Here is a 22,549-nt window from a genome sequence, read left to right on the forward strand (position 1 = left end):
CCCTCTAACCGCTAATCGTCACAAATTAGTTTCCAGCGACAGGAATTTTGATGCGCATCGCGCTTTACCAGCCGGACATAGCCGGAAATGTGGGGACAATTTTACGGATCTCCGCCTGTTTTAATGTCCCCTGCGATATCATCGAGCCTTGTGGGTTTGCATTTTCGGAACGTGCATTGAAGCGGGCTGGTATGGATTATGCCGCCGGAGCTTCGCTACAACGGCATGCGGAATGGGACGCCTTTGAAACCGCTATCGGCGGCGCGCGGCTTGTATTGATGACGACAAAAGGATCAACGTCATTGACCCGATTTGCGTTTCAGCCGGATGACATCATTTTAATGGGTTCGGAAAGTGCGGGGGTCCCTATGGAGGTGCATGAACGCGCGGATGCTCGCGTGCACATTCCAATGCATCCCGAATTTCGGTCCTTGAATGTTGCGGTGTCGGCTGGCATCGCTTTAGCCGAAGCATTACGACAAACCAGACAATTCCCGGGAGAAGATGCGTGACCCTTACCCTAGATACACGTCAGCAGGCAGCTCGCACCTGGTTTGAATCGCTGAGAGACAGGATATGTGCATCCTTCGAAGAAATTGAGCGTGAAATGGGTTCGGATGCCGCGTTTGAATATACACCGTGGGACCGTACCGATCATGACGGATCACCGGGCGGCGGAGGCGTCCGCGGCGTGATGAAGGGCAAGGTTTTCGAAAAAGTCGGCGTAAACGTTTCGACGGTCGGCGGCAGTTTCAATCCCGAATTTGCCAAGACCATTCATGGCGCAGCAGAAGACCCCAATTTCTTTGCAACGGGAATCAGCCTGGTCGCGCACATGTCCAACCCGCATGTCCCTGCAGTGCATATGAACACCCGTTATCTCGTGACGACCAAAAGCTGGTTTGGGGGCGGGGCCGACCTCAATCCCCCTATTCCCTATGAAGACGATACGGCCGATTTTCATGCCCGACTTCGGGCCGCGTGTGCGCCATATGGCCCCGAGGTGTACGAAAAATACCGTGCATGGGCTGAAGAATATTTCTGGATCCCGCATCGCGGCCTTCACCGCGGCGTCGGCGGAATTTTCTACGATCATCTGGAAAACAGCAGCGATGCACTTTTTGAACAGAATTTCGGCCTAACCCGTGATGTAGGCGAGGCATTTCTTGATATTTTCCCCAAACTGGTTCGCCGCCGGATGAACATGGAATATACGCCAGAGCAGAAGCAGGCGCAGCGTCGTTGGCGTGGGCTATATGCCGAATTCAACCTTGTCTATGACCGCGGCACGACCTTTGGTTTGAAAACTGGCGGAAATGTGGATGCGATTTTGATGAGCCTGCCACCCGAGGTGGCTTGGGATTAACAAACTATGCCGTTTACACCCATTGCCAAAGGTGAAATTGGCGCGATCGTGACGTCACTGGAAATGCGAAACAAGCCTTCGCTGCGTGCGCTTCCTGCAACGGATTTGCGGCTGGAGAGATGGCCCAATCCGACTGCGGATAAATATCGCACACTGTATCGCCGGATAGGAGAACCCTGGCTTTGGTTCTCCCGGCTTACGCTTGATGATGCCGAATTATGCAGGATCATCCATGATCCAAAAGTCCGGATTTGGGCGGTAATTGACCAACGCGGAGTCGAACTCGGAATTGTTGAACTCGATTTTCGTGAATCAGGACAATGCGAAATTGCCTTTTTTGGGCTTGTGCCCGAGTTAACGGGCAAGGGTCATGGAAAATGGTTGATGGCCATGGCGCTACAATTCGGCTGGAGCGAACCCGGCGTTGAACGCATATGGGTGCATACATGCACCCTTGATGCGCCGGGCGCGCTTAATTTCTATATCAATTCAGGCTTCACACCCTATCAGCGGCAGGTGGAAACATTTGTCGACCCCCGTCTGATAGGCCTGATACCATCCGATGCCGCGCCCCAGATTCCGGTCATCCCATGAAAGTTAGTTGGGAAGTTAGCGAAGGTTTAACATCTTACCCGGACGCTTTGGCGCGCATGGAAAGGTTGCAAAGTGCGATCCGGGAAGAAGATGCCTCAGAACTCATCTGGTTGCTAGAACATCCGCCCCTTTACACGGGCGGCACCAGTGCGGACCCGGCGGAACTGCTGAGCCGACAATTCCCCGTTTACGACACAGGGCGTGGCGGCCGTTACACCTATCACGGTCCTGGACAACGTGTCGGCTATGTGATGCTGGATTTGGCGAAACGGTGCAAAGACGTCCGCTGTTTCGTGCATGCTTTGGAAGGCTGGGTCATCGATGCCTTGGCCGAATTTAACGTTGAAGCCCGCCGCGCCGACGGGCGTATCGGGATCTGGTGCGATACACGCGACGGACGCGAAGCAAAAATCGGTGCAATCGGAGTGCGGATCCGTCGCTGGGTCACCATGCATGGATTTGCAGTAAATATTCAGCCGGACCTCAGTCATTTTGGAGGCATCGTTCCTTGCGGTATTGCAGAATATCCGGTCACCAGTCTTGCAGATCTGGGCATCTCCGCGTCGTTAGCAGATTTTGACGCGGCATTGTTTTCCACATTCCCCCAATTCCTCAACAACCTTGCCAAAGCGAATGGGGATTGTAGGGTCCCGATGCCGTGAATGGAGATTTTTAATGCATGCCAGAACTTTAATCGCAGCGTTTATCTTGGTGGGATTGTCCGGCTGTGGCGGCAACAAGGAAGACAGCCAGTTAACGGAAACGAGAATGGACGATCTCGATAGCCTTGAAGGCACAATTAGCGACGATATGGTCAACACCGACACATCGACAGACGAAGGACCTATCGAAGCAGCTCCGCCTATCGAAGCAAAGCCGACAGCAAAGACCGACGACAAATCCACCGAAAAAATGACGGGGCCTGCGGCGGCCATCACAGAAGACAAAGCAGCTGCCGAATGAAACTTGCCGAGTCCCTGACGTTGCCATGCGGCGTCCACCTGTCGAACCGGATTGCCAAAGCAGCCATGACCGAAGGTCTGGCCGATATAAACGGACAACCGACGGCGGAATTGGAGAAACTTTACGGAATTTGGTCGGACGGAGGTGCAGCGCTCGATCTTTCAGGAAATATCCATATTGATGCCGAACATCTGGAACGGCCTGGTAACGTCATAATCGACCAAATGCCGACACCGGAGATGCGGGAATCCCTCATCCGCTGGACAAAGGCGGCCACCCGTGGCGGGAATCATTTCTGGGCGCAGATTAGCCACGCCGGGCGCCAGACCATGAAAACGGTCAACCCGCGTCCGAAAGCACCATCGGCGGTAAAATTGAGTTTGCCGGGCGGTCAATTTGGGATGCCCGTTGCATTAACCGAAACAGAAATCCTGCAATTGATCAGTCGCTTCGGTCAGGCAGCACAAATCTGCAAGGAGACAGGTTTCACCGGCGTTCAAATACATGCCGCCCATGGCTACCTTATCTCCCAGTTTTTGAGCCCCTTGAGCAATTTGCGCGATGACCGGTGGGGCGGGAGTCTGGAAAACCGCGCACGTTTTTTACTTTTTACAATCAACACAGTCCGGCAATTAGTCGGGCCTGAATTCCCCATTTCAGTCAAACTGAACAGCGCTGATTTCCAGCGGGGGGGATTCGCATTTGAAGACAGCTTGATTGTGGCGCGTTGGCTTCAAGAGGCGGGCGTTGACCTTATCGAGATTTCAGGCGGGACCTACGAGCAGCCTAAACTATTAGGTATTGAAGGAATGGAAGAGGCCGATCCGCAGGCTGTTGCGGAATCGACAATAGCCCGGGAAGCCTATTTCGTGGATTTTGCCAAAGCAATGAAGGACGAGCTTTCCATACCGCTCATGGTGACGGGCGGCTTCCGTAGTGCTTCAGCTATGGAGCAAGCGCTGAAATCGGGTGCTGCGGATGTCATTGGCCTGGGGCGTCCGCTCTGCGTCATGCCCGACGGACCAAAACGTCTGTTGGGTGGCATGGCTATTTTACCGAAAACAGAAACCCAATTGGCGCTTTTACCAGAATGGCTCGCAGGGCTACGCAAAATCAAAATGATACGGGCTATTGACAGCTTCGCCGTACAATTCTGGTATTACAGTCAGATATACGCACTAGGCAGAACGGGTCGGACAGATCTCAATATGACCGTATTTGCCGCTCTGCGCGAAGTCGAAACATACCAGAAAAACTGGCTGCGGAATCGACGCGCCGCTTTAGCCCGCCGTTAAACGACGGCCCCACTCCAAACCCTGTTCGGAGCGAGACCTTCTAACGGTCAATCCCCTTCGCCGGGCTCTGCAGAGAAATATTTGTCGAATTTGCCTTCTTCGCCTTTATGCTCATCGGCATCGGCAGGCGGTTCGCGACTGCTCGTGATATTCGGCCATTCAGCGCTATAGGTAGCGTTCAGTTCAAGCCACTGCTCAAGACCGCTTTCGGTGTCAGGCAAAATAGCTTCTGCAGGACATTCGGGTTCACAAACACCGCAATCGATGCACTCATTGGGATTGATGACGAGCATATTCTCGCCTTCATAAAAACAATCCACCGGACAAACTTCAACGCAATCCATATATTTGCAGCGTATGCAGGCATCGGTAACAACATAAGTCATCGGCGGAATTCTCCCAAAGGCGGCGGCGAATTAGCCGCTTCACTTTTCTTGCCTATTGTCAGTCACTCGGTCAAGTCAACGCCGATGTATAGCGCACAATAAATTTTTAGCTCAGAATCTGATAGCACGCCTTTGCCTCCGGCGCTGGACCGCGCCTTATAGGCATTATGATCAACTTGAATGTGAGCACTGCTTCGCCCCGGGGCATTGTTACCACGTCTCCTATACCAACTGTGGCGCTACCCTTTTCAATCCTTCGTCCATTGACGCGGATAAATCCACTTTCAGCCCAGCTCAGCGCCAAGTTCCGGCTTTTGGCTATACGCAGAAGGAACAGCAGCTTGTCGATCCGTAGCGCAGTTTCCGGCATGGCTGTTTAAAGCTTTAGACCTTTTAATGCCGCCAGTTGCAACGCGAGCGCCGAAGGTGGCGCAGCTTCCCTTGGCTTTGCCGGCGCGCGATCCGGCATGCCTTTCGCCTTGGCTGTGTCTTTTGACTTGGGTCGCACGGGTCTAGTCCGATGCGACCGCTGTTCTTGTGGCCTTGGCTTCGGCAACCCGACCCAACGCCAATGGGTAAGATTTATTGATGGCACCGGCGCCGTTGACAGCATTTCGACAACCGGGTCATTTTCAAGCGCACTCGCTTCGCCTCCCGCTTGATCCGGAATAGCAGCTTCCTGTTTCTCTGGTTCAGAAACAACGGTTTCTGCGACAACTGCACCCGCCTCCTCTGGCGCCCCGGCCTTTTCGGCGGGTGCCTCTAAATGGCGGAATCCAGCATCCCGCATCAACGCTTTTAAACCGGCATCGCTGAGCCCCAGGGACGTCGCGAAGGCCATATCCATGCTGAAATTGTTCGACTGTCCTCTTGCCTCGTGCGCCTTCTTGATGACGCGTTCGGCCAAATCGATACGGACATATTCATTTCCAACCCGCCGGTAGCCGGCATTTCGCGCTTCACCCGGGTGCGCAAACTTCCATTCCTTCAAGTGAACGGCACTCTCCGGAGGCAATGGCGGCATCGAACGACCATCTCGTGCCGCGAATAGCGCGGCGCGCCATTTCGCTGCTGCAGGCTTTAAAGCGGCGTGATGATAGATATCGAGCGCACCAAAGACGATACCGCCTTTGCGTGCCGCACCGCGCGCTTCTTTTGGAAGGGCGGCAATAGCTTCAGCCAGATAATGGCGACCAGCAATCCCACCTGCGTCGGCCAACTGCACAGCAAGCGCACGGACATTGCCGTCAATATCTACCTGTTGTGCAAGTTCCTGTAAGCCTACAATCCCACCCATGGCTTTTGCCAGCTGCGTTTCAATCCACTGTTCAGCACGTACAGTTATTTCGCGCAAAGCATCGCCTTCCAAGCCGGCAACTGCTTTGACCGGTGTGAAGTTAGGCTGCATCAGACTGCGCCCCTTAGTCAAGAAACCAAGAAGCTCACCTTTCCACAAGATCGCCGGCTTACCATCACTGTCGCCTGCAAGTGCAAAGTCACTATCCTCAGCCATTGCTACATCCCTCGCCTTTTGCCTTAATATTCCTGCCAAATGCCGTTCTGCTGCAGCTAATAGCAGCTTCCGGTCACCTGCTTTCGCTCCTGGGTCAACCCGAAACGAAAAGCCATGTAAAGTTCCAATATCTTCCCCGTCGACCAGAACGCGACTAGCTTCATCTATCTCGACAGGGAAAAGCGCTGTATCCCCACCTGCTTTCCGCAAGAGCATGGCGGTCCGTTTGTCGACAAAACGTTGCCGCAACGCATCGTGCAAAGCGTCAGAAAGCTTGGCTTCCAAAGCACGTGCCCGTTCTGCCATGGCCGCTGGATTGGCAAGCCAGTCAACGCGGTGAGCAATATATGTCCATGTGCGAACAGCAGCGATCCGGGCCGACAGGGTATCGACATCACCCTGAATGTTATCGAGCCTCGCCAACTCGTTCGCATATAGAGATTGCGGTATCACGCGTTCACCTTGCCCCAGATGTTGCCACAGGGAGGCGACGAAGCGGCTGTGATGCTCCTCGCCCATCTGGCGAAAATCAGGAAGGCTTGCAACTTCCCATAGTCGGCCCACATCCAAGGGATGACGGATGAGCATGATAACTTCGGGTATTTCCACGAGCCGCTTTAAGACTGCGAGATCAATAGCTTTGGGCGCCGGCTTTAACCCCGGACGATCGGGTTTTGACTCCAGATCGGCAATCAGCGCTGCAACCGAATCCAATCTTGGCGCGGCCTCACGCCAGTACAACCAATCAAGGCGCGGAAATTTGTGGTTTTCAACCGCCAACACCTCTTCGGGCGAAAACTCGCTTCCTTCGCCGGCTAATGTACCGAAGCTTCCGTCCCTTTGATGGCGGCCGGCCCGACCTGCAATTTGCGCCATTTCGGCAACGGTCAGCCGCCTCCGGCGTGCTCCGTCGAACTTCGACAAACTCGCAAATGCGACGTGGGACACATCCAGGTTAAGACCCATACCAATAGCATCGGTGGCGACCAGATAGTCTACCTCGCCCGACTGGAACATAGCGACCTGTGCGTTGCGAGTGCGCGGGCTGAGTGCTCCCATTACCACTGCTGCACCACCACGCATACGACGGAGCGTTTCCGCCACGGCGTATACCTGCTCAATGGAGAATGCGACGATTGCCGAGCGTTTCGGTAATCTGGAAAGCTTCTTCGCTCCAGCATAGCTTAAAGTCGAGAAACGAGGGCGCGAAATAATTTCAGCTTCCGGCAGAAGCATTCGGATAAGCGGGCGCAGACTTTCCGATCCCAGAATCATCGTTTCCTCACGCCCGCGGGCATTCAGTATTCGATCAGTAAATATATGGCCCCGCTCGGGATCCGCACCCAGTTGCGCCTCGTCAACGGCGACAAAGGCGAAATCCTTTTGGATCGGCATGGATTCGACTGTGCAGCAATACCAGCGCGCCTGTGGCGGCTCGATTCGCTCCTCGCCTGTTATCAACGCGACCCGATCAACGCCTTTGATCGCTACAACACGATCATAAATTTCCCGTGCCAACAAGCGCAGTGGAAAGCCGATCATACCACTCGAATGGGCACACATTCGCTCAACGGCGAGGTGGGTTTTGCCGGTGTTGGTAGGACCAAGAATGGCCGTCAGGGAAATTTTTTCGTGTGGCAAATTTCAGATGCTGGCCGTGCCTGCACTCAACTCTTTCAGTGTAATGGAAGTGTCGGCCAATTGCTCTTTTGTAAAGCGCGCTCCCTCCGTGACCAAGGCTTTGCCCTGCACGTAGTCTTTGGTCATGTTTACACAATCCAAAGCGATAACTTTCCCGCTCTTCAAGTAAATTACGGAAAAACTTCGCGCCGCAGGATCGCCTCTTACGACATGATCGTCGTAGCCAACCGAAAGACCCACAGTCTGCAGGCGCAAATCATATTGGTTTGACCAGAACCACGGCACAGAGTGGTAAGCTGTAAGTTCGCCAGTGATGCTTTTGGCTACGGCATTCGCCATATCATTCGCATTCTGCACAGATTCGACACGCATAATCACGCCACCAGCGAAGCTGTTGGCATGCGCAGCACAGTCTCCGATTGCATAGATATCGGGGAGTGAAGTGCGACAATATTCGTCGACATCTACCCCTGCGCCACCCGCAGCACCGGCGTTCAAAAGAGCAGCGACTGCCGGAATGATACCAATCCCCACAATGACCATTTGTGCTGCAATAACTTCGCCATCGCCGAGTTGGACGCCATCCACATAATCGTCACCCGTCAACGATTCGACAGTTACGCCTAACCTGATATCCACCCCATGGGCGCGATGCTCCGCTTCGAAAAAGCGCGACAATTCTTCGCCTGCTACGCGGGCGAGAACACGATCCAACGCTTCAAGGACGACCACCTCCTTACCCATTTTACGCAGGACAGCCGCTGCCTCAAGACCGATATAGCCGCCCCCGATGATCGCAACACGGGCAACATCGTCAAGTTCGCCGATCATTGCATCAACATCGGACTTGTTCCGAACGACGTGTACGCCCGCCAATTGTGATCCTTCACACAATAACCGACGCGGAGAGCCACCTGTTGCCCAAACCAGTTGGCCATAGCCGACCTGTTCGCCATCAGAAAATGCAACTTGTTGCGCGACAGGATCAACGCTTTCGACGCGCCTCCCCATGAGCATATCGATGGAACGCTCCGCCCAAAATGCGGGAGGACGGATCAATATACGTTCAAATGCCTTATCCCCTGCAAAATAGTCCTTGGACAGTGGCGGGCGTTCGTAGGGATATTCAGTTTCATCTCCGATGATCGCCACGCTACCTTCAAACTTCGCCTGGCGCAGCGCAATTGCCGCCTGTGCACCACTGTGGCCACCACCGACAATCAACACGTCATAATGCTGCATTTAACCGCATCCTTATTCCCATTCGTTGCATAAGCGGTAAGCAGATGGCAGCCGAATAGCCAGCCCTAAGCTTGCGGAACAGCCAAATAGATGGCAGGACATCGGCATGACAACACATATGAATCTAGATTTTGCCCTTGGCGAAAATGCCGAGATGATCCGCGACACAACACAGCGTTTTGCTACCGACAAAATCGCACCCTTGGCATCTAAAATAGACGCCGATGACTGGTTTCCCCGTGATGAGCTTTGGACCGCAATGGGCGATCTCGGGCTACACGGTCTTACGGTTGAGGAAGAGGATGGCGGCCTTGGACTTGGTTATCTGGAGCATGTCGTTGCCGTTGAAGAAGTCAGCCGCGCGTCTGCATCTATCGGATTGTCATATGGTGCGCATTCCAACCTGTGCGTGAACCAGATTCGGCGGTGGGCTTCGCCTGAACAGAAAGCAAAATATCTCCCAAAACTCATATCAGGTGAACATGTCGGCAGTTTGGCGATGTCCGAGGCAGGTGCCGGGTCGGATGTTGTCTCCATGAAATTAAAGGCGGACGCCGTTCAAGGCGGCTATGTTCTGAACGGTACAAAATTTTGGATCACCAACGCACCCTATGCCGACACGCTTGTAGTCTATGCGAAGACGTCGCCGGAAGCCGGCTCGCGGGGTATCACTGCTTTTCTCATCGAAAAGGGAATGGATGGTTTTTCGATCGGTCAAAAGATCGACAAGATGGGTATGCGCGGATCGCCAACGGCTGAGCTTGTCTTCAACGACTGCTTTGTCAGCGAAGAACAGATAATCGGACCACTGCATGGGGGAGTTGGTGTTCTGATGTCCGGGCTGGATTATGAACGTGTGGTCCTTGCAGGATTACAACTCGGCATCATGCAAGCGTGTCTTGATGTCGTTCTGCCTTTCGTGCGTGAGCGTAAACAGTTCGGCAAACCCATTGGCGCGTTTCAATTGATGCAAGGCAAAGTCGCAGACATGTACGTCGCACTAAACTCGGCGCGTGCGTACACCTATGCCGTTGCCCGCGCTTGTGATGCCGGCCAAACTACCCGTTTTGACGCAGCTGGGGTGATTCTGCTCGCTTCGGAAAATGCGGTGAAGGTCGCTGGAGAGGCTATTCAAGCTCTAGGCGGAGCAGGCTACACAAAGGATTGGCCGGTAGAACGTCTGTTTCGCGATGCAAAGCTGCTCGACATTGGCGCAGGAACAAATGAGATTCGACGCATGCTAATCGGGCGCGAGCTGATCGGCGCGGCATGAATGGCCCAATCGAATGGATCGCAGCGTTTGGCACCATTTTAGCGGCGACAATGGTAGCTGCCGACTATAGCCGGCGGGTTACCGGGACTGGCTTTCTGCTTTTTTCGATCGTGTCGTGTTTGTGGGTTTATGCCGGTCTCACCGCAAAAGATGGCACACCACTTGCAATCCAAAATGCGGTGTTATTACTCATAAATCTTTTCGGCGTTTGGCAGTTTTTGATCAGCCGGAAGAAGAAACTGGAAATCAAAAAGGCCGAAGAAATAGCCGATCAAGCGAAACAGGAAGTGGTAAAGGAAACCCGTCAATGATCGCCAGACCTGTGTTAGGCGTGATCGCTTGCAACCGTACTGTTGGAACCGAGAGCGCGCAGGCTGTCATGGATCGCTATATCCGCGCGGCAATGGCCTATGCGAATGTAGCCGCGCTCATTGTACCCTCTCTGCCGGACTTGATGTCCGCTGCCGAAGTGGTCCCTAGGTTGGACGGAATATTGCTAACCGGAAGTCCGTCCAATGTCGCAACGCGGCGTTATAACCAGGATGGCGGCGAAGGCCCCTTCGACGACGCGCGTGACGAAATCGCTTTATCGATGGTAGCTCGCATGATTGATGCGCAAAAACCTGTCTTTGGTATCTGCCGCGGATTTCAGGAAATCAATGTGGCTTTGGGTGGGACATTACGGCGCGACACAAGCGCAAGCGACGATCTGATCCGCCATCATGCGCCGGATGACGTTAGTTTCGACGCAATGTTCAGCCACCGCCATCCCGTTGAGATTGTTGCGGGTGGGTTGCTTGAGGCGGCCTATTCAAAAGCCAGTCTGAATGTAAACTCAGTCCATTATCAGGGCATCGGTCAGCTGGGTGAAGGTCTGTCGGTTGAAGCGCGCGCGCCCGATGGTCTGATCGAAGCGTATAGCGCCCGCCCCAATGGCGCACCCTTGCTTGCCGTGCAATGGCATCCGGAATGGGGCACAGAAAATGACCCGGATTCCCAAACCTATTTTCACCTGCTGGGAAAGGCGTTAAGAGGGGAGTTATGAACCGTTGCGTGACCCGTTATAACCGCTACCAGGCGCGGATAGGCTTTTCACCCTGACATCCTTTTGAATCACGCCATGTCGGGAAAGATGGGGAGTTTTGCTCTCCGTAATTACCGCCCGACTGCAGCTACTCTGTGTTTTCGCACAAACCCATTTCAAAAGGACACCATTATGCCCCGCAATTACGACATCGCAGAACTTCGTCGCCTCGACATCGCCCACCACCTTCCAGCTCAAGCGGATTGGCAGGAAATTGAAGATCTTGGTGGTAGCCGCATCATAACCCACGCCGACGGATGCTACATCCATGACGGCGACGGCAATCGCATATTGGATGGCATGGCGGGCTTGTGGTGCGTCAATGTAGGATATGGACGCGATGAACTGGCTGAAGTTGCGCGTGAACAGATGCTGGAACTGCCTTATTACAACAGCTTCTTCAAAACCGCTAACCCGCCCGCCGTTTTGCTCGCCGACAAAATTGCAAGCCTCACAGACGGTCGCTTACCTCATGTCTTTTTTAACAGTTCAGGGTCGGAAGCGAATGACACCATCTTGCGAATGGTGCGCCACTATTGGCAAGTGAAGGGTGAAAGCAGCCGAACAATCTTTATCAGCCGGCACAATGCCTATCATGGCTCAACAGTCGCAGGCGTGAGCATGGGCGGTATGAAAGCGATGCATGGACAGGGCTTCCCTGCCCCAGGCATATTGCCACTTGCGGGCATCGAACATGTTCGTCAGCCTTATTGGTATAATGAAGGCCGCGACATGACGCCTGAAGAGTTCGGGAACGTCTGTGCGCAAGCAATTGAAGACAAGATTATCGAAGTAGGACCCGAGAATGTCGCGGCGTTCATCGGCGAACCCGTTCAGGGCGCTGGTGGTGTGATTATTCCACCGTCCAATTATTGGCCCCAGGTCGAAGCAATTTGCCGGAAGTATGGCATCCTTCTGGTTTGCGACGAAGTTATCTGCGGTTTTGGACGGACCGGCAACATGTGGGGTCATGAAACAATGGGCGTTAAGCCTGATATCATCGCGATGGCAAAAGGTCTTTCGTCAGGTTATCTGCCAATTTCCGCTGTCGCCGTCAGCGCGGAAATCATATCGGTCATGAAAACCGGTGGGGATTTTGTACATGGCTACACCTACTCGGGCCATCCCGTCGCTTCCGCAGTGGCCTTGCGAAATATTGAAATCATGGAGCGTGAAGGGCTCGTCGAACGCACACGAAACGAAACCGGACCCTATCTGGCAAAAGCTCTCGCCAAGCTGAACGACCATCCTTTGGTTGGTGAAGCCCGCTCTGTCGGCTTGCTCGGTGCCGTTGAAATTGTCGCTGACAAAGAAACCGGAGCCAGATTTGGTGGTGCCGAAGGAACAGCAGGGCCACTGGTTCGTGATATTTGCATTCGCAATGGTCTTATGGTTCGCGGAATCCGCGATAGCATCGTTATGTGTCCGCCGCTGATCATCTCAACGTCCCAGATTGACGACCTAGTAGGCATTATCGGGAAGTCGCTCGACGAGGCTGAACCAAAATTGCGCGCGATCTGAGACAATCCCCATCTCGATGAGATGGGGATAATCCTTGTTGGACAAACATCAATGAGGCGTTACGACCGTGACATGAGCAAAATACTTTCGACCCTTCTCGTCACAGCGCTTTTGTCGACTCCCGCAATCGCGGCACCAAAGCCGGCAAAACCAAAACCACCTGTGCTTTCCTGTAAAATCGCGACACCTGAGGGGTTATCTTATACGGTGATCAAAGCGGGCAAAGGCGAACGGCCCGGAGCGGACGCGAAGGTAAAAGTCAATTACAAGGGCATGCTGACGGCGGATGGCAAAGAGTTTGATTCTGGCCAGAGTGTAGAATTCAAAGTCGGCGGAGTCATTCCGGGCTTTGCACAAGGCCTGCAATTAATGCAGCCCGGGGGCAGCTATCGCCTCTGCATTCCATCAAAGCTTGGCTATGGTGAATCAGGGACCGGCCCCATACCTGCGAATGCAGATCTTGTTTTCGAAGTGGATCTTCTGTCTTTTACTACGCCGCCACCTAAGCCAGTGGTCCCCTTGGCTGAGCGTGCCTGTTCAAATACGACCGGGTCGGGACTGGGTTATCTGGCGATCAAGCAAGGCAATGGCAAAACGCCGACCGAAACCGATATGGCTTTGGTCGACTTCACCACCTTTGACGGCAAAACGGGTGCTTCCCTTGAAAAGAGGGAATGGGAAAAAATTCCACTATCACAGGCAACAGCGGTATTTGTCGAGGCACTCAAGATGATGAAGGTCGGGTCAAGCTACACCTTCTGCTTGCCTAAGTCGAAAACCGAAGATGGCGCGATAGCGGGCGAGCCTGAGATAAACATTCGGGTCGATCTGCTTGATGTGCGCCCCGCTCCTGCCACGGAGTAAGAGCTAATTTGGGACGCACGACATGCGCACCAATTTAGCCTTGAAATCATAGGTCAATGAAGAACATCCGTTAAGGTAGGCCCGACCTAGGGCCATGCTGTAGTTAGGCTTTTTCTTTGACTTGGCCGTCACCACAATTTCATCTTCATCGCCCCGCTGCGTTTCAGGAATGTCTGAGGCATCACCGAAGTCAGATACCCGGACCAGTATCTCGTTAAGATTACGGCCTCCAACATCAAAGGGTAGCCCTAGCTTGACTGCACGCACCGGCCGTTCGACGCCGAAGCGTATCATCGCGAGCTTTTGCTTCTCTGCAAAAGCCCCCTTAAATGAAGCTGCAATCAGATTGCCAGTAGATGCCGTCGCTAATGTTTCCTCTCGCAAGAGGTTGAAGCCCACTGCAATCTGCGCTGTCCCAACCGTGAGCAGGGCATTCCGTCCATTGGAGCTCAGCGGAAGAGTAAATTGCTGCTCATCCGTCATCGGCGCCCGAAGCTTAAAAATGACGATGTCATAAGGTAATGCGGTGGGCGCAATGATCCCGTCCCCTACTGGGGATGCGGCACGGTCAAAAAACCAGAACACCCTGTCTTTTGCTTTTTGGATGCCATAGTCGATGCTGATTGTCCGCGAACCGGCAATCAACTTCACGGGGCCAACCATATGGACGCCCCTTATCATTCCCTCTTTTAAGCCGAGTGTTTGCGCAGCCTGTGCATTCAAGGCGCGGCTACTGCCGATATCGGGATCGACCCGAAGCCGCATCGGCCTGCCTTCGATCAAGAGTGGGACTGTAAAGTCCCCGCTGAGTTCCAATATCTTTGGAGGCTGTTCGGCGTAGAGGGCATGTCCGGCCGCCAATACGCCGACTAAAGAAATAAACGCTACTGAGCGGTTCAAAGATTAGCTCAGCAAAACGACAGGACTGTCTGCGCGCCAATGCATGCTGACCTTGTCGTCCCACGTAAAGTCTTCCTGATCGTGCCGTGACAGATTGGGGCGTGAAACACGTATAATTTGCCCGCCTTCCAATTGGATTTCATAGAGGGTGATGTCGCCCAAATAACTCATGCCTTTGATGGTGCCCCGCGCCAAATTATGCCCGTCCGGTGCATCCTGCGCGGCGGCGCGGATGGCTTTACCTTCACCCGGTACGTGCAGATATATCTTCTCCGGCCGCAATGCCACCCACACATCAGCGCCATGAGGCCCTGTCACGCCATGATTGAGATACACCTTGCCCAACCCGGGACAGTCGACAGCCGCCTTGTCAGGTTCATCCAAAGTGAGCTTGCCTTCAAAGATATTCACCGAGCCAACAAAGTCAGCAACGAAGCGGTTGGCGGGATATTCGTAGAGATCTGAAGGTCCCGCGAGCTGCGCGACTTCGCCCTTATTGATGACAGCGACACGACTGGCCATCGATAACGCTTCATCCTGGTCATGCGTGACGGTAACGAATGTAATCCCGACCTTGTCCTGCAAATCCGAAAGTTCAAATTGCATCTGAGCGCGCAATTTCGCATCCAATGCCGATAACGGTTCGTCCAAAAGCAGAACTTTGGGCCGCATGACGAGGCTCCGCGCCAAGGCTACGCGTTGCCGCTGTCCACCCGACATCTGATCGGGCATGCGATCTTCGAATCCACCCAGTTTGACGAGTTCGAGTGCTTCCGCCACGCGATCTCGTATTTCACCCTTGGCGACACCTGCAATGCGTAGTCCATAGCCTACATTGTCGGTAACATTCATGTGTGGAAACACCGCGTAACTTTGGAACACCATGTTCACGGGCCGCTTGTTCGGCGGCACCAAACTCATATCCTGACCGTCAATGATGATCTGCCCTTCGGTTGGCATTTCAAACCCCGCAATCATGCGCAGCAGGGTCGTCTTGCCGCAGCCAGACGGGCCAAGCAGCACAAAGAACTCGCCAGCTAGAATGTCGAGGCTGATGTTATCGACCGCCGTTACTTTACCAAAGCGTTTCGACACGTTGCGGATCTGAATGATGGGCTGTTTTGTTTCGGTCATTAGTGGGTCTCCGCTATACCCTTCACCCCTTGCAACTTCAGCGCAATGAAGGTGAGGATGACGGTCAATAGGATGAGCAATGTTGAGGCGGCGTTTACTTCAGGAGTGACCGAAAAGCGCACCATGGAATAGACTTTCACAGGGAATGTAATCGTATCCGGGCCGCTGGTGAAAAATGTGATCACGAAATCGTCGAGGCTGAGCGTGAACGCCAGCAACGCCCCTGCTACAAGGCCGGGTTTGATATGCGGCAGGAGGACATCACGAAAGGCTTGCCACTCGGTTGCCCCCAGGTCCTTGGCTGCTTCTTCCTCTTCCTTGTTAAAGCTCGCCAGCCGTGCACGCACAACCATCGCTACAAAGGGGAAGCAAAAGGTAATGTGGGCTATGGTAATTGCGGACAGGTTGAGCGGCCAGATGAGGTCGGTTGGCCAATCTACCTTGGCAAAGAAGATCAGGAACGCAACGCCGAGACAGATTTCAGGAACGATGATCGGCAGCGACATGGTGCCTTCGATAAGGCCCTTAAATGGAAACCGGAAACGCCAGAGCATCACCGCTGCCAAAGCACCTATGACAAGGCTCACGACGGTCGCCAGGAAAGCTATGGTCAAGGAATTGACAAGTGCCTCCACCAGACTGTCGTTATTGAGCGCTTTTTCATAATATTTAAGCGTGAAACCTTTCCAGACGACGTTGCGTTTGCTGTCGTTGAAGCTGAACACCATCAACACAAGCAACGGCGCATACAGAAACAACATGGTCAGGCCGACCCAGCTGCGCATCCATAGCTTTCGGGTGTATTCAAGCGGTGCGATAGGTGCAGAACGGAAAAAAGCCATCAGCGCACCTCCTTCGTCTTATTCGCTTTCATCGATTGCAAGGCAATCAGGATGAACATGGCGTAGATTAGCAGGAACGAAAGCGCTGCACCGAAAGGCCAATCGTTGGCGCGTTTGAATTGCCGTTCGATGACGTTGGCGATCATCTGGCTATCGGTCCCGCCCATAAGGTCGGGTGTCAAATACGCCCCCAACGCAGGGATGAGTGTAATCATGACACCGGCAACAATGCCCGGTGCCGCAAGCGGCACCACGATTTGCATGAAAGTTTTGAAATGCCCTGCCCCAAGATCGAGACTTGCTTCAATCAGACTTTTGTCCAGACGATCAAGTGCGGAATAAAGTGGCAGTACCATGAATGGCAGGTGCACATAGACCAGCCCCAATATGACAGCAAAATTGTTATAGAGCAACTGAACCGGCGTCCAAGCCTCCAATGGCTGCATGCCAACTAAAGTGCGGAGCCAGCTTGCCCCTTCCCAAAGGCCACCCAGTCCCTTGTTCATATATCCGTTCGTGCCCATGAGAGCCATCAATGCATAGGTACGGATCAGCAAATTGGTCCAGAAAGGCAGCATGATGCCAAGCAGTAGCCATGGGCGCCATTTGGGAGCCGCGAATGTGATAGCCATCGCAACCGGAAAACCAATAATCAGACAAATCAGAGTAGTAAGCGCCGCAACCGCAAGGCTTTTCAGGAAGATCGACAGATACAACCACTCGGTTGCGCGCTTGTAATTTTCAAGCGTTCCTGAAATCGCAATATCGGCTGGCCCTGCATTCTGGCCGAAGCTGTAAAGCCAGACGATAGCCATGGGCGCCACAAAGAAAAGGGCGAGCCAGAACACCGGCACCGACGCAATAGCGGCGAAAGGTTTTTTCTGGCTTTTCCAGTCTTGCAACGCCCCCGCCACCGGTTAGGCCGCCCGCACGCGAGTGAAGGCCTCCTCATATTTTGGCTGAAGCTCTGGGTTGAACTTCGCATATTCGCATTTCGCAAGCACGTCCGCTGGCGGGAAAATGACCGCGTTGCTCTTATACTCTTCCGGCATCAAAGCCTTGGCCGCGTCGTTTGGCGTAGGATATAGGATCGTTTCTGTAATCTTTTTTCCGGCTTCGGCATCCAGAAGATAGTTGATAAATGCGTGGGCGTTTTTGGGGTGTGGCGCTTCCTTCGGAATGCACAGATTGTCGGAATTGAGCTGGCTTCCTTCCTTGGGAATAATGAAGCCAATGTCGGAATCTTCGGTCATTGCTTGAGCAATGTCACCATTATATTCGAGAACCAGATCGACTTCACCCTTCAAAAGAAGGTCCTGTCCGTTATCTTCATGGAAGGATTTGATGCTTGGCTTCTGCTTGATCATCATCGCCTCAATGGTTTTGATATCTGCGTCGGTAAGTGCATTGACGGACTTGCCCATATATTTGCCGTATAAACGGAACATATCTCCGGCTTCGGATAATACAGCGATCCGGCCTTTATACTCATCGCTATCAAACAGCACTTTCCAGCTGTCGGGGACACCGTTGACCTTCGACTTGCGGTAACCGATGCCGAGAGCAAGCCATGTGTAAGGCATCGAATGCTTGCGGGCGGGATCGTAAGGAACATCCTGAAAGTCTTTGGCGACATTTTTGAAGTTGGGAATCTGGGCTTTGTCGAGCTCCATCAGCATGTCGGCCGCTGCCATACGTTCCACAAAATCGTTCGAAGGAACTATGACATCATAGCCCGGATTGCCGGCTCGTAATTTGGCGAACAGTTCATCGTTACTGGCGAACAACGTCATATTGACGTCAACGCCTGAGCTATCCTTATAATCTTCCAACGTAGTCTCACCAATATAGGTGTCCCAGTTATAGAAGTTCAGTTTGGCTTCTTCGCCATTGGCCAACTTCTCGGCTTTCTTTTCGCCACATCCGGCGAGCGCGCCGGTTAAACTGAAGCCCACGGCAGCGACGCCCATGCCTTTCAACATCGCGCGGCGGTTGCTTCCTGCGTGCAAAAATGTCTTGAAGTCCATCTTTTTTCTCCAGCTGACCCTATCGATTTATAGGTGCATGCTGGACCAAAATATCCCTCAGGAAAAGCCCCTTTTTTCCGACCTTTGCATGGATAACCCCGACGTAATATTATGTCTCGCTACAGCAATAATTGTGCGGTGCAGCAAAGTTATTCGGCCGCCGGTTTTGTCTCTGCATCCACGGCCGCTTGCACGGCTTTATAAAAGGCTTCGCGTTGCTTTCCGACAGTGTTCGGATCGGTCGCCTTTGGCCAATTGCTGTTCGATGCGACAACCAGACGGCGCGCAGGATCTATAAAGATTCCCTGCCCGAAAATTCCCTGCGCCGCGAAGCTGCCATCGTCATAGGTCCACCATTGATAGCCATAGCCTTTGCCAGGCGCACCAATGTCGGCCTGCGTGGATGTTGCAGGAGCAATCCAGTCATCTGGTACAATAGATACACCGTTGACCTTCGCACCGCCCATGATGAAAAGGCCAAAGCGGGCATAGTCACGGGTCGATGCCTGGATGCAGCATCCGCTGATCTCATGTCCAGTGGACCCCAGAAGCCAGCTACCGTCCTGCTCCATTCCAAAAGGCACCCAGACTTTTTCCGAAAGATATTCGGACAGGTTTTTCTTGGTCGCCGAACTTACAAGAACGCCGATCAAATTGGTTTCGCCTGTCTTGTAAACCCATTTGGTTCCGGCCGGTGCTTCGCGGGGTAAAGTGCGCATATAGCTGACCGTCACGTCCATGCCGTCCTTCGCCTTATGCTGGTTAAACAAGGCAACATCGGATTTTGGATCGGCATAATCCTCGTTCCACTTGACGCCCGAGGTCATTGTCAACAATTGCCTGATGGTGACATCGTCATAAGCCGAACCTTTAAGGTCGGGGATATATGTTGAAACCTTGTCCTCAATGCTTTTGATATAACCATCCTTTATCGCAGCACCCACCAGTGTTGAGGTAAAGGATTTCGCAACCGAGAAACTGGTCCACTTTCCGTTGCCGGTGAATCCCAGGCCATATTTTTCCATCCGGATTTTACCGTCTTGAACGATGACCAGGCCGGCCGTGCGTTGGGCTTTCATATAAGCGTCGACATCGGTGCCGATTGTGATCGGGGCGCCTTTGGGAAGCGGGTACACATCGTCTCCCGACTCGATGATGTGCGATTTGGCAAGGATCGGGATGCGGTCCATGGCGCGGAATGCGGCGTCGCGTTGGGCGGTATTCCAGAACAGGACGTTTGCATCAGTCGGCATGCTGGATACCAGCGCCTTCATATCGTCATCGGCAGTCGCCCAGAAACCTCCTGCTGCGCCTGCCAGAATAAGAAGTATCGCCAATATCAGTTTTTTCATCGCGTCCCGCCCCTTTTGTTTTCTCTATCATCCCGCCAGCGTCGCTTTAGCGTTTGACCAATGTGACCTGCGCAACATTGATACCTCCGCCGCGGAATCCTCCTTCGCAATACATCAGATAATAGCGCCATAGTGAAATGAATTTTTCGTCGAAGCCGCCGGGGAGTCTGCCGCCTTCAATTGCTTCGTCAAACCTCTGCCGCCAGCGTTTGAGCGTTTCGGCATAGTGGAGGCCGAAATCATGTTGGTCGCGCCATTCCAGACCATTGGCTTCGGAGAGTGCCCTGAACCTGCTTTCCGACAGCAGCATGCCGCCGGGGAAGATATAGTGCTGGATGAAATCGGTGCCTTTGGCATAGGCTTCGAAGACATCGTCTTCGATCCGGATATATTGGATGGCCGCCCTGCCGCCGGGTTTTAGACAGCGGGACAGGGTTGCAAGATAGTCTGGCCAGTAGCGTTGCCCCACCGCTTCGACCATCTCGACGCTGGCGATGGCGTCGTAGATTTGGGTGACATCCCGGTAGTCTGTTAACTCGGCTGAAGCTTCGGCAGGGGTTGGGAGGCGGGCGTTGGTGTAGGATTTCTGCTCGCTCGACAGGGTGATGCCATGATATTTAACACCTTGTTTTTGTACAGCTATTTCCGCCAAACTGCCCCAGCCACAGCCGATTTCCAGCAGCGAATCCCCCGGTTTCAAATCCAACCGCGCCAGCAGCGTTTCGATCTTGCGCGCCTGCGCCGCCTCAAGCGGTTCGTCCGCCAAAACCGGCTCGGCAAAGAGCGCGCTCGAATAGGTCATGCTGCGGTCCAGCCACGCCTCGTAAAAGTCGTTGCCGAGGTCATAATGCGCCTCGATATTCCGCCGCGCCCCGCTGCGGCTGTTGTCGCGCAGGCGGTGGACGATCTTGCCCACAATCTTTGCCAGCCCCGACGGCCGCCCCACATTGCCGAGCTTCACACGGTTACGCATGAACAGGTCAAATATCAAAACCGGATCAGGGCTGCTCCATTCGCCCGCCGCCCAGGCTTCGTACCAGCCGATCGAGCCCCCGCGCACCAGCCGGAACAGCGCATTCCAATGGTGGATCGTGATATGCGCCACAGGCCCCGGGCCACGGCCGCCGACGATCCGCACCGAACCGTCGGGCAACACGCCTTCGACAGTGCCAAAGTCGAACCCGCGATCGATACGGTCGACTATCCGGTCAAAGCCGCGCGCAAAAAGGCCGCCCGTCAACGCGCGCAATCCCCGTGCGCGGGTCAAATGGCGGCCTCTTTTCACTTCCGGAGCATTCATGCCCGCGCCTATGCTACAGCCTATGCCGCTTGGCAATTACTCCAACACCGCAGAGTTACTTCTTGCGCAATTCGTCCCGGATTTCGGTGAGCAAATCGACATCGGTCGGACCCGTCGCCGCAGGAGGCGGCGGAAGCACCTTGTTCGCCTGACGGATGATCATGAAGATGACAAATGCCAGGATGACGAAGTTGATCAGCGCAGTGATGAAGCTGCCATAAGCGAACAGATTTGCGCCTGCGGCTTTCGCATCAGCCAACGACATACCGGCAGTCACCTTGTCTGCGCCGCCCAGCACGATATATTTGCTGCTGAAATCAACACCGCCACCGGTTGCCAGCGAGATAAGCGGCATGATCAGGTCTTCGGTCATCGATGTCACGATTTTCCCGAAAGCTGCGCCGATAATAACACCGACCGCAAGATCGAGAACATTCCCACGTGCTATAAAAGCCTTGAATTCGCCCAACATAATGAAACTCCCATTTTGAAAAACCCCGCGCCGAAATGTCATAATTCGCAAAGAAACGATAGCGGTCATTGCGTAAAATCTTCACGCGCCTTATATGAGTAATACACGGCCTTCGTGTTCTATTGGGCATATCGCCTGTCAGAGGAGTTCCATTGATGCGTACCAATTTTGCGAAATTTCTTTTGGTTCCCGTGGCTGCGGCGTCACTCGCCGGATGCGGTATCAACAGCGTTCCGACCGCTGAGGAAAATGCGAAAGCCAAATGGGCCGATGTGCAGGCCGCGTTTCAGGAACGCGCCAATCTGATCCCCAACCTTGCCAATGTGGTCAAGGGTGCCGCTGCGCAGGAAAACAAGACACTGACCGAAGTTATCGAGGCACGCGCCAAAGCGACTTCGCCCAATATTCAGGTCAACCCCGATGATTTGAGCGATCCGGCCAAGATGGCCGCGTTCCAGTCCGCACAGAACCAGCTTTCGGGCAGCCTGTCCCGCCTGCTGGTGTCGGTCGAACAATATCCCGAGCTGAAGAGCCAGGAAGGCTATCTGAAGCTGCAGGACCAGTTGGAAGGTCAGGAAAACCGCGTCCGCATCACGCTGCGCGATTATAATGAAGCCGTCCGGTCCTATAACACGACGATCCGCACCTTCCCGGACATCATCGGTGCCAAGGTCATCCATGGCGCAAAGCCGATGATCCCCTATCAGGCGACCACCCCGGGCGCAGAAGCCGCGCCCCAGCTTGATATGGCGCCAACCGGCTAATCCTTCTCGCTTAGGA

Annotated in this window: 24 protein-coding genes; 12 read left to right on the forward strand and 12 right to left on the reverse strand. The window is 53.8% G+C overall.

Annotated elements, in window-relative coordinates; all coding sequences use genetic code 11:
- Positions 1-50 precede the first annotated feature (50 nt).
- Genes EUU25_RS07320 through EUU25_RS07345 form a run of 6 tightly spaced genes read left to right on the forward strand, consistent with a single transcriptional unit; the run spans position 51 to position 4,218 of the window.
- Positions 51-512, forward strand: coding sequence for a tRNA (cytidine(34)-2'-O)-methyltransferase (locus EUU25_RS07320; protein ID WP_158899679.1), 462 nt, complete (start codon positions 51-53; stop codon positions 510-512).
- Entirely contained in the window at positions 509-1,366 is an 858-nt protein-coding gene (gene hemF / locus EUU25_RS07325; protein WP_158899681.1) for an oxygen-dependent coproporphyrinogen oxidase, read from the forward strand. Before EUU25_RS07320 ends, hemF begins: the two co-directional genes overlap by 4 nt.
- A 6-nt stretch (positions 1,367-1,372) precedes the next feature.
- Positions 1,373-1,960: a GNAT family N-acetyltransferase gene (locus EUU25_RS07330; RefSeq protein ID WP_158899683.1), complete on the forward strand. Its 588-nt coding sequence runs from the start codon at positions 1,373-1,375 to the stop codon at positions 1,958-1,960.
- Positions 1,957-2,622, forward strand: coding sequence for a lipoyl(octanoyl) transferase LipB (lipB, locus tag EUU25_RS07335; RefSeq protein WP_158899685.1), 666 nt, complete (start codon positions 1,957-1,959; stop codon positions 2,620-2,622). Before EUU25_RS07330 ends, lipB begins: the two co-directional genes overlap by 4 nt.
- Positions 2,623-2,635: 13 nt before the next feature.
- Positions 2,636-2,923: a hypothetical protein gene (locus tag EUU25_RS07340; RefSeq protein WP_158899687.1), complete on the forward strand. Its 288-nt coding sequence runs from the start codon at positions 2,636-2,638 to the stop codon at positions 2,921-2,923.
- Positions 2,920-4,218, forward strand: a complete 1,299-nt coding sequence (locus EUU25_RS07345) for an NADH:flavin oxidoreductase/NADH oxidase family protein (protein WP_158899689.1) — start codon at positions 2,920-2,922, stop codon at positions 4,216-4,218. The genes EUU25_RS07340 and EUU25_RS07345 overlap by 4 nt, the downstream gene beginning before the upstream one ends.
- Positions 4,219-4,265: 47 nt before the next feature.
- Here the strand turns inward: EUU25_RS07345 and fdxA are convergent, their stop codons facing one another.
- The 4 genes from fdxA to EUU25_RS07365 form a co-directional block, all read right to left on the reverse strand.
- Positions 4,266-4,604 (reverse strand): ferredoxin FdxA, encoded by a 339-nt coding sequence (fdxA, locus tag EUU25_RS07350; RefSeq protein ID WP_143775031.1) that lies wholly within the window; start codon positions 4,602-4,604, stop codon positions 4,266-4,268.
- Positions 4,605-4,710: 106 nt separating this feature from the next.
- Positions 4,711-4,974 (reverse strand): S4 domain-containing protein, encoded by a 264-nt coding sequence (locus tag EUU25_RS07355; protein WP_158899691.1) that lies wholly within the window; start codon positions 4,972-4,974, stop codon positions 4,711-4,713.
- A gap of 6 nt (positions 4,975-4,980) precedes the next feature.
- Positions 4,981-7,758 (reverse strand): helicase-related protein, encoded by a 2,778-nt coding sequence (locus tag EUU25_RS07360; protein WP_246162955.1) that lies wholly within the window; start codon positions 7,756-7,758, stop codon positions 4,981-4,983.
- 3 nt (positions 7,759-7,761) lie between these two features.
- Entirely contained in the window at positions 7,762-9,000 is a 1,239-nt protein-coding gene (locus EUU25_RS07365; protein ID WP_158899693.1) for an NAD(P)/FAD-dependent oxidoreductase, read from the reverse strand.
- Positions 9,001-9,106: 106 nt separating this feature from the next.
- Here EUU25_RS07365 and EUU25_RS07370 point away from each other — a divergent pair, with 106 nt between their 5' ends.
- The 5 genes from EUU25_RS07370 to EUU25_RS07390 all read left to right on the forward strand — a co-directional run bounded on the left by EUU25_RS07370 (position 9,107) and on the right by EUU25_RS07390 (position 13,742).
- Positions 9,107-10,273: an isovaleryl-CoA dehydrogenase gene (locus tag EUU25_RS07370; protein WP_222848835.1), complete on the forward strand. Its 1,167-nt coding sequence runs from the start codon at positions 9,107-9,109 to the stop codon at positions 10,271-10,273.
- Positions 10,270-10,584 (forward strand): hypothetical protein, encoded by a 315-nt coding sequence (locus EUU25_RS07375; RefSeq protein ID WP_158899695.1) that lies wholly within the window; start codon positions 10,270-10,272, stop codon positions 10,582-10,584. The genes EUU25_RS07370 and EUU25_RS07375 overlap by 4 nt, the downstream gene beginning before the upstream one ends.
- Positions 10,581-11,318 (forward strand): gamma-glutamyl-gamma-aminobutyrate hydrolase family protein, encoded by a 738-nt coding sequence (locus EUU25_RS07380; protein WP_158899697.1) that lies wholly within the window; start codon positions 10,581-10,583, stop codon positions 11,316-11,318. The genes EUU25_RS07375 and EUU25_RS07380 overlap by 4 nt, the downstream gene beginning before the upstream one ends.
- Before the next feature lie 171 nt (positions 11,319-11,489).
- On the forward strand, positions 11,490-12,878 hold the full coding sequence (locus EUU25_RS07385; RefSeq protein WP_158899699.1) for an aspartate aminotransferase family protein: 1,389 nt from the start codon (positions 11,490-11,492) through the stop codon (positions 12,876-12,878).
- Positions 12,879-12,950: 72 nt separating this feature from the next.
- Positions 12,951-13,742 (forward strand): FKBP-type peptidyl-prolyl cis-trans isomerase, encoded by a 792-nt coding sequence (locus EUU25_RS07390; RefSeq protein ID WP_158899701.1) that lies wholly within the window; start codon positions 12,951-12,953, stop codon positions 13,740-13,742.
- A 3-nt stretch (positions 13,743-13,745) separates the two neighbouring features.
- On the opposite strand, the gene EUU25_RS07395 is transcribed toward EUU25_RS07390, so the two are convergent.
- From EUU25_RS07395 to mscL, 8 genes are all read right to left on the reverse strand, one after another.
- Positions 13,746-14,642 (reverse strand): hypothetical protein, encoded by an 897-nt coding sequence (locus tag EUU25_RS07395; protein ID WP_158899703.1) that lies wholly within the window; start codon positions 14,640-14,642, stop codon positions 13,746-13,748.
- Positions 14,643-14,645: 3 nt separating this feature from the next.
- Positions 14,646-15,776, reverse strand: a complete 1,131-nt coding sequence (locus EUU25_RS07400; protein WP_158899705.1) for an ABC transporter ATP-binding protein — start codon at positions 15,774-15,776, stop codon at positions 14,646-14,648.
- Positions 15,776-16,618: an ABC transporter permease gene (locus tag EUU25_RS07405; RefSeq protein ID WP_158899707.1), complete on the reverse strand. Its 843-nt coding sequence runs from the start codon at positions 16,616-16,618 to the stop codon at positions 15,776-15,778. The genes EUU25_RS07400 and EUU25_RS07405 overlap by 1 nt, the downstream gene beginning before the upstream one ends.
- Positions 16,618-17,532, reverse strand: a complete 915-nt coding sequence (locus EUU25_RS07410; protein ID WP_222848836.1) for an ABC transporter permease — start codon at positions 17,530-17,532, stop codon at positions 16,618-16,620. Before EUU25_RS07410 ends, EUU25_RS07405 begins: the two co-directional genes overlap by 1 nt.
- A 3-nt stretch (positions 17,533-17,535) precedes the next feature.
- Positions 17,536-18,645, reverse strand: a complete 1,110-nt coding sequence (locus tag EUU25_RS07415; protein WP_158899709.1) for an ABC transporter substrate-binding protein — start codon at positions 18,643-18,645, stop codon at positions 17,536-17,538.
- Positions 18,646-18,794: 149 nt separating this feature from the next.
- The gene (locus EUU25_RS07420; protein ID WP_158899711.1) at positions 18,795-19,997 is read right to left on the reverse strand and encodes a serine hydrolase domain-containing protein; all 1,203 of its coding nucleotides are present in this window, start codon (positions 19,995-19,997) and stop codon (positions 18,795-18,797) included.
- A 46-nt stretch (positions 19,998-20,043) separates the two neighbouring features.
- Positions 20,044-21,297, reverse strand: a complete 1,254-nt coding sequence (locus EUU25_RS07425; RefSeq protein WP_158899713.1) for an SAM-dependent methyltransferase — start codon at positions 21,295-21,297, stop codon at positions 20,044-20,046.
- Between the two features lie 55 nt (positions 21,298-21,352).
- Positions 21,353-21,769 (reverse strand): large conductance mechanosensitive channel protein MscL, encoded by a 417-nt coding sequence (mscL, locus tag EUU25_RS07430; RefSeq protein ID WP_158899715.1) that lies wholly within the window; start codon positions 21,767-21,769, stop codon positions 21,353-21,355.
- Positions 21,770-21,924: 155 nt separating this feature from the next.
- Between mscL and EUU25_RS07435 the strand changes: the two genes are divergently transcribed.
- On the forward strand, positions 21,925-22,533 hold the full coding sequence (locus tag EUU25_RS07435; RefSeq protein WP_158899717.1) for a LemA family protein: 609 nt from the start codon (positions 21,925-21,927) through the stop codon (positions 22,531-22,533).
- Positions 22,534-22,549: the final 16 nt, after the last annotated feature.

The sequence above is a fragment of the Sphingorhabdus lacus genome (assembly GCF_009768975.1).
In the GTDB taxonomy this organism is placed as follows: Bacteria; Pseudomonadota; Alphaproteobacteria; order Sphingomonadales; family Sphingomonadaceae; genus Sphingorhabdus_B; species Sphingorhabdus_B lacus.

Coding starts and splice junctions, on each gene's coding strand:
- EUU25_RS07425 (WP_158899713.1), bottom strand. CDS start 21,297: ATGAATGCTCCGGAAGTGAAAAGAGGCCGCCATTTGACCCGCGCACGG.
- EUU25_RS07420 (WP_158899711.1), bottom strand. CDS start 19,997: ATGAAAAAACTGATATTGGCGATACTTCTTATTCTGGCAGGCGCAGCA.
- EUU25_RS07365 (WP_158899693.1), bottom strand. CDS start 9,000: ATGCAGCATTATGACGTGTTGATTGTCGGTGGTGGCCACAGTGGTGCA.
- EUU25_RS07385 (WP_158899699.1), top strand. CDS start 11,490: ATGCCCCGCAATTACGACATCGCAGAACTTCGTCGCCTCGACATCGCC.
- fdxA (WP_143775031.1), bottom strand. CDS start 4,604: ATGACTTATGTTGTTACCGATGCCTGCATACGCTGCAAATATATGGAT.
- EUU25_RS07380 (WP_158899697.1), top strand. CDS start 10,581: ATGATCGCCAGACCTGTGTTAGGCGTGATCGCTTGCAACCGTACTGTT.
- mscL (WP_158899715.1), bottom strand. CDS start 21,769: ATGTTGGGCGAATTCAAGGCTTTTATAGCACGTGGGAATGTTCTCGAT.
- EUU25_RS07330 (WP_158899683.1), top strand. CDS start 1,373: ATGCCGTTTACACCCATTGCCAAAGGTGAAATTGGCGCGATCGTGACG.
- EUU25_RS07345 (WP_158899689.1), top strand. CDS start 2,920: ATGAAACTTGCCGAGTCCCTGACGTTGCCATGCGGCGTCCACCTGTCG.
- lipB (WP_158899685.1), top strand. CDS start 1,957: ATGAAAGTTAGTTGGGAAGTTAGCGAAGGTTTAACATCTTACCCGGAC.
- EUU25_RS07370 (WP_222848835.1), top strand. CDS start 9,107: ATGACAACACATATGAATCTAGATTTTGCCCTTGGCGAAAATGCCGAG.
- EUU25_RS07435 (WP_158899717.1), top strand. CDS start 21,925: ATGCGTACCAATTTTGCGAAATTTCTTTTGGTTCCCGTGGCTGCGGCG.
- EUU25_RS07405 (WP_158899707.1), bottom strand. CDS start 16,618: ATGGCTTTTTTCCGTTCTGCACCTATCGCACCGCTTGAATACACCCGA.
- EUU25_RS07415 (WP_158899709.1), bottom strand. CDS start 18,645: ATGGACTTCAAGACATTTTTGCACGCAGGAAGCAACCGCCGCGCGATG.
- EUU25_RS07390 (WP_158899701.1), top strand. CDS start 12,951: ATGAGCAAAATACTTTCGACCCTTCTCGTCACAGCGCTTTTGTCGACT.
- EUU25_RS07355 (WP_158899691.1), bottom strand. CDS start 4,974: ATGCCGGAAACTGCGCTACGGATCGACAAGCTGCTGTTCCTTCTGCGT.
- EUU25_RS07320 (WP_158899679.1), top strand. CDS start 51: ATGCGCATCGCGCTTTACCAGCCGGACATAGCCGGAAATGTGGGGACA.
- EUU25_RS07340 (WP_158899687.1), top strand. CDS start 2,636: ATGCATGCCAGAACTTTAATCGCAGCGTTTATCTTGGTGGGATTGTCC.
- EUU25_RS07400 (WP_158899705.1), bottom strand. CDS start 15,776: ATGACCGAAACAAAACAGCCCATCATTCAGATCCGCAACGTGTCGAAA.
- EUU25_RS07375 (WP_158899695.1), top strand. CDS start 10,270: ATGAATGGCCCAATCGAATGGATCGCAGCGTTTGGCACCATTTTAGCG.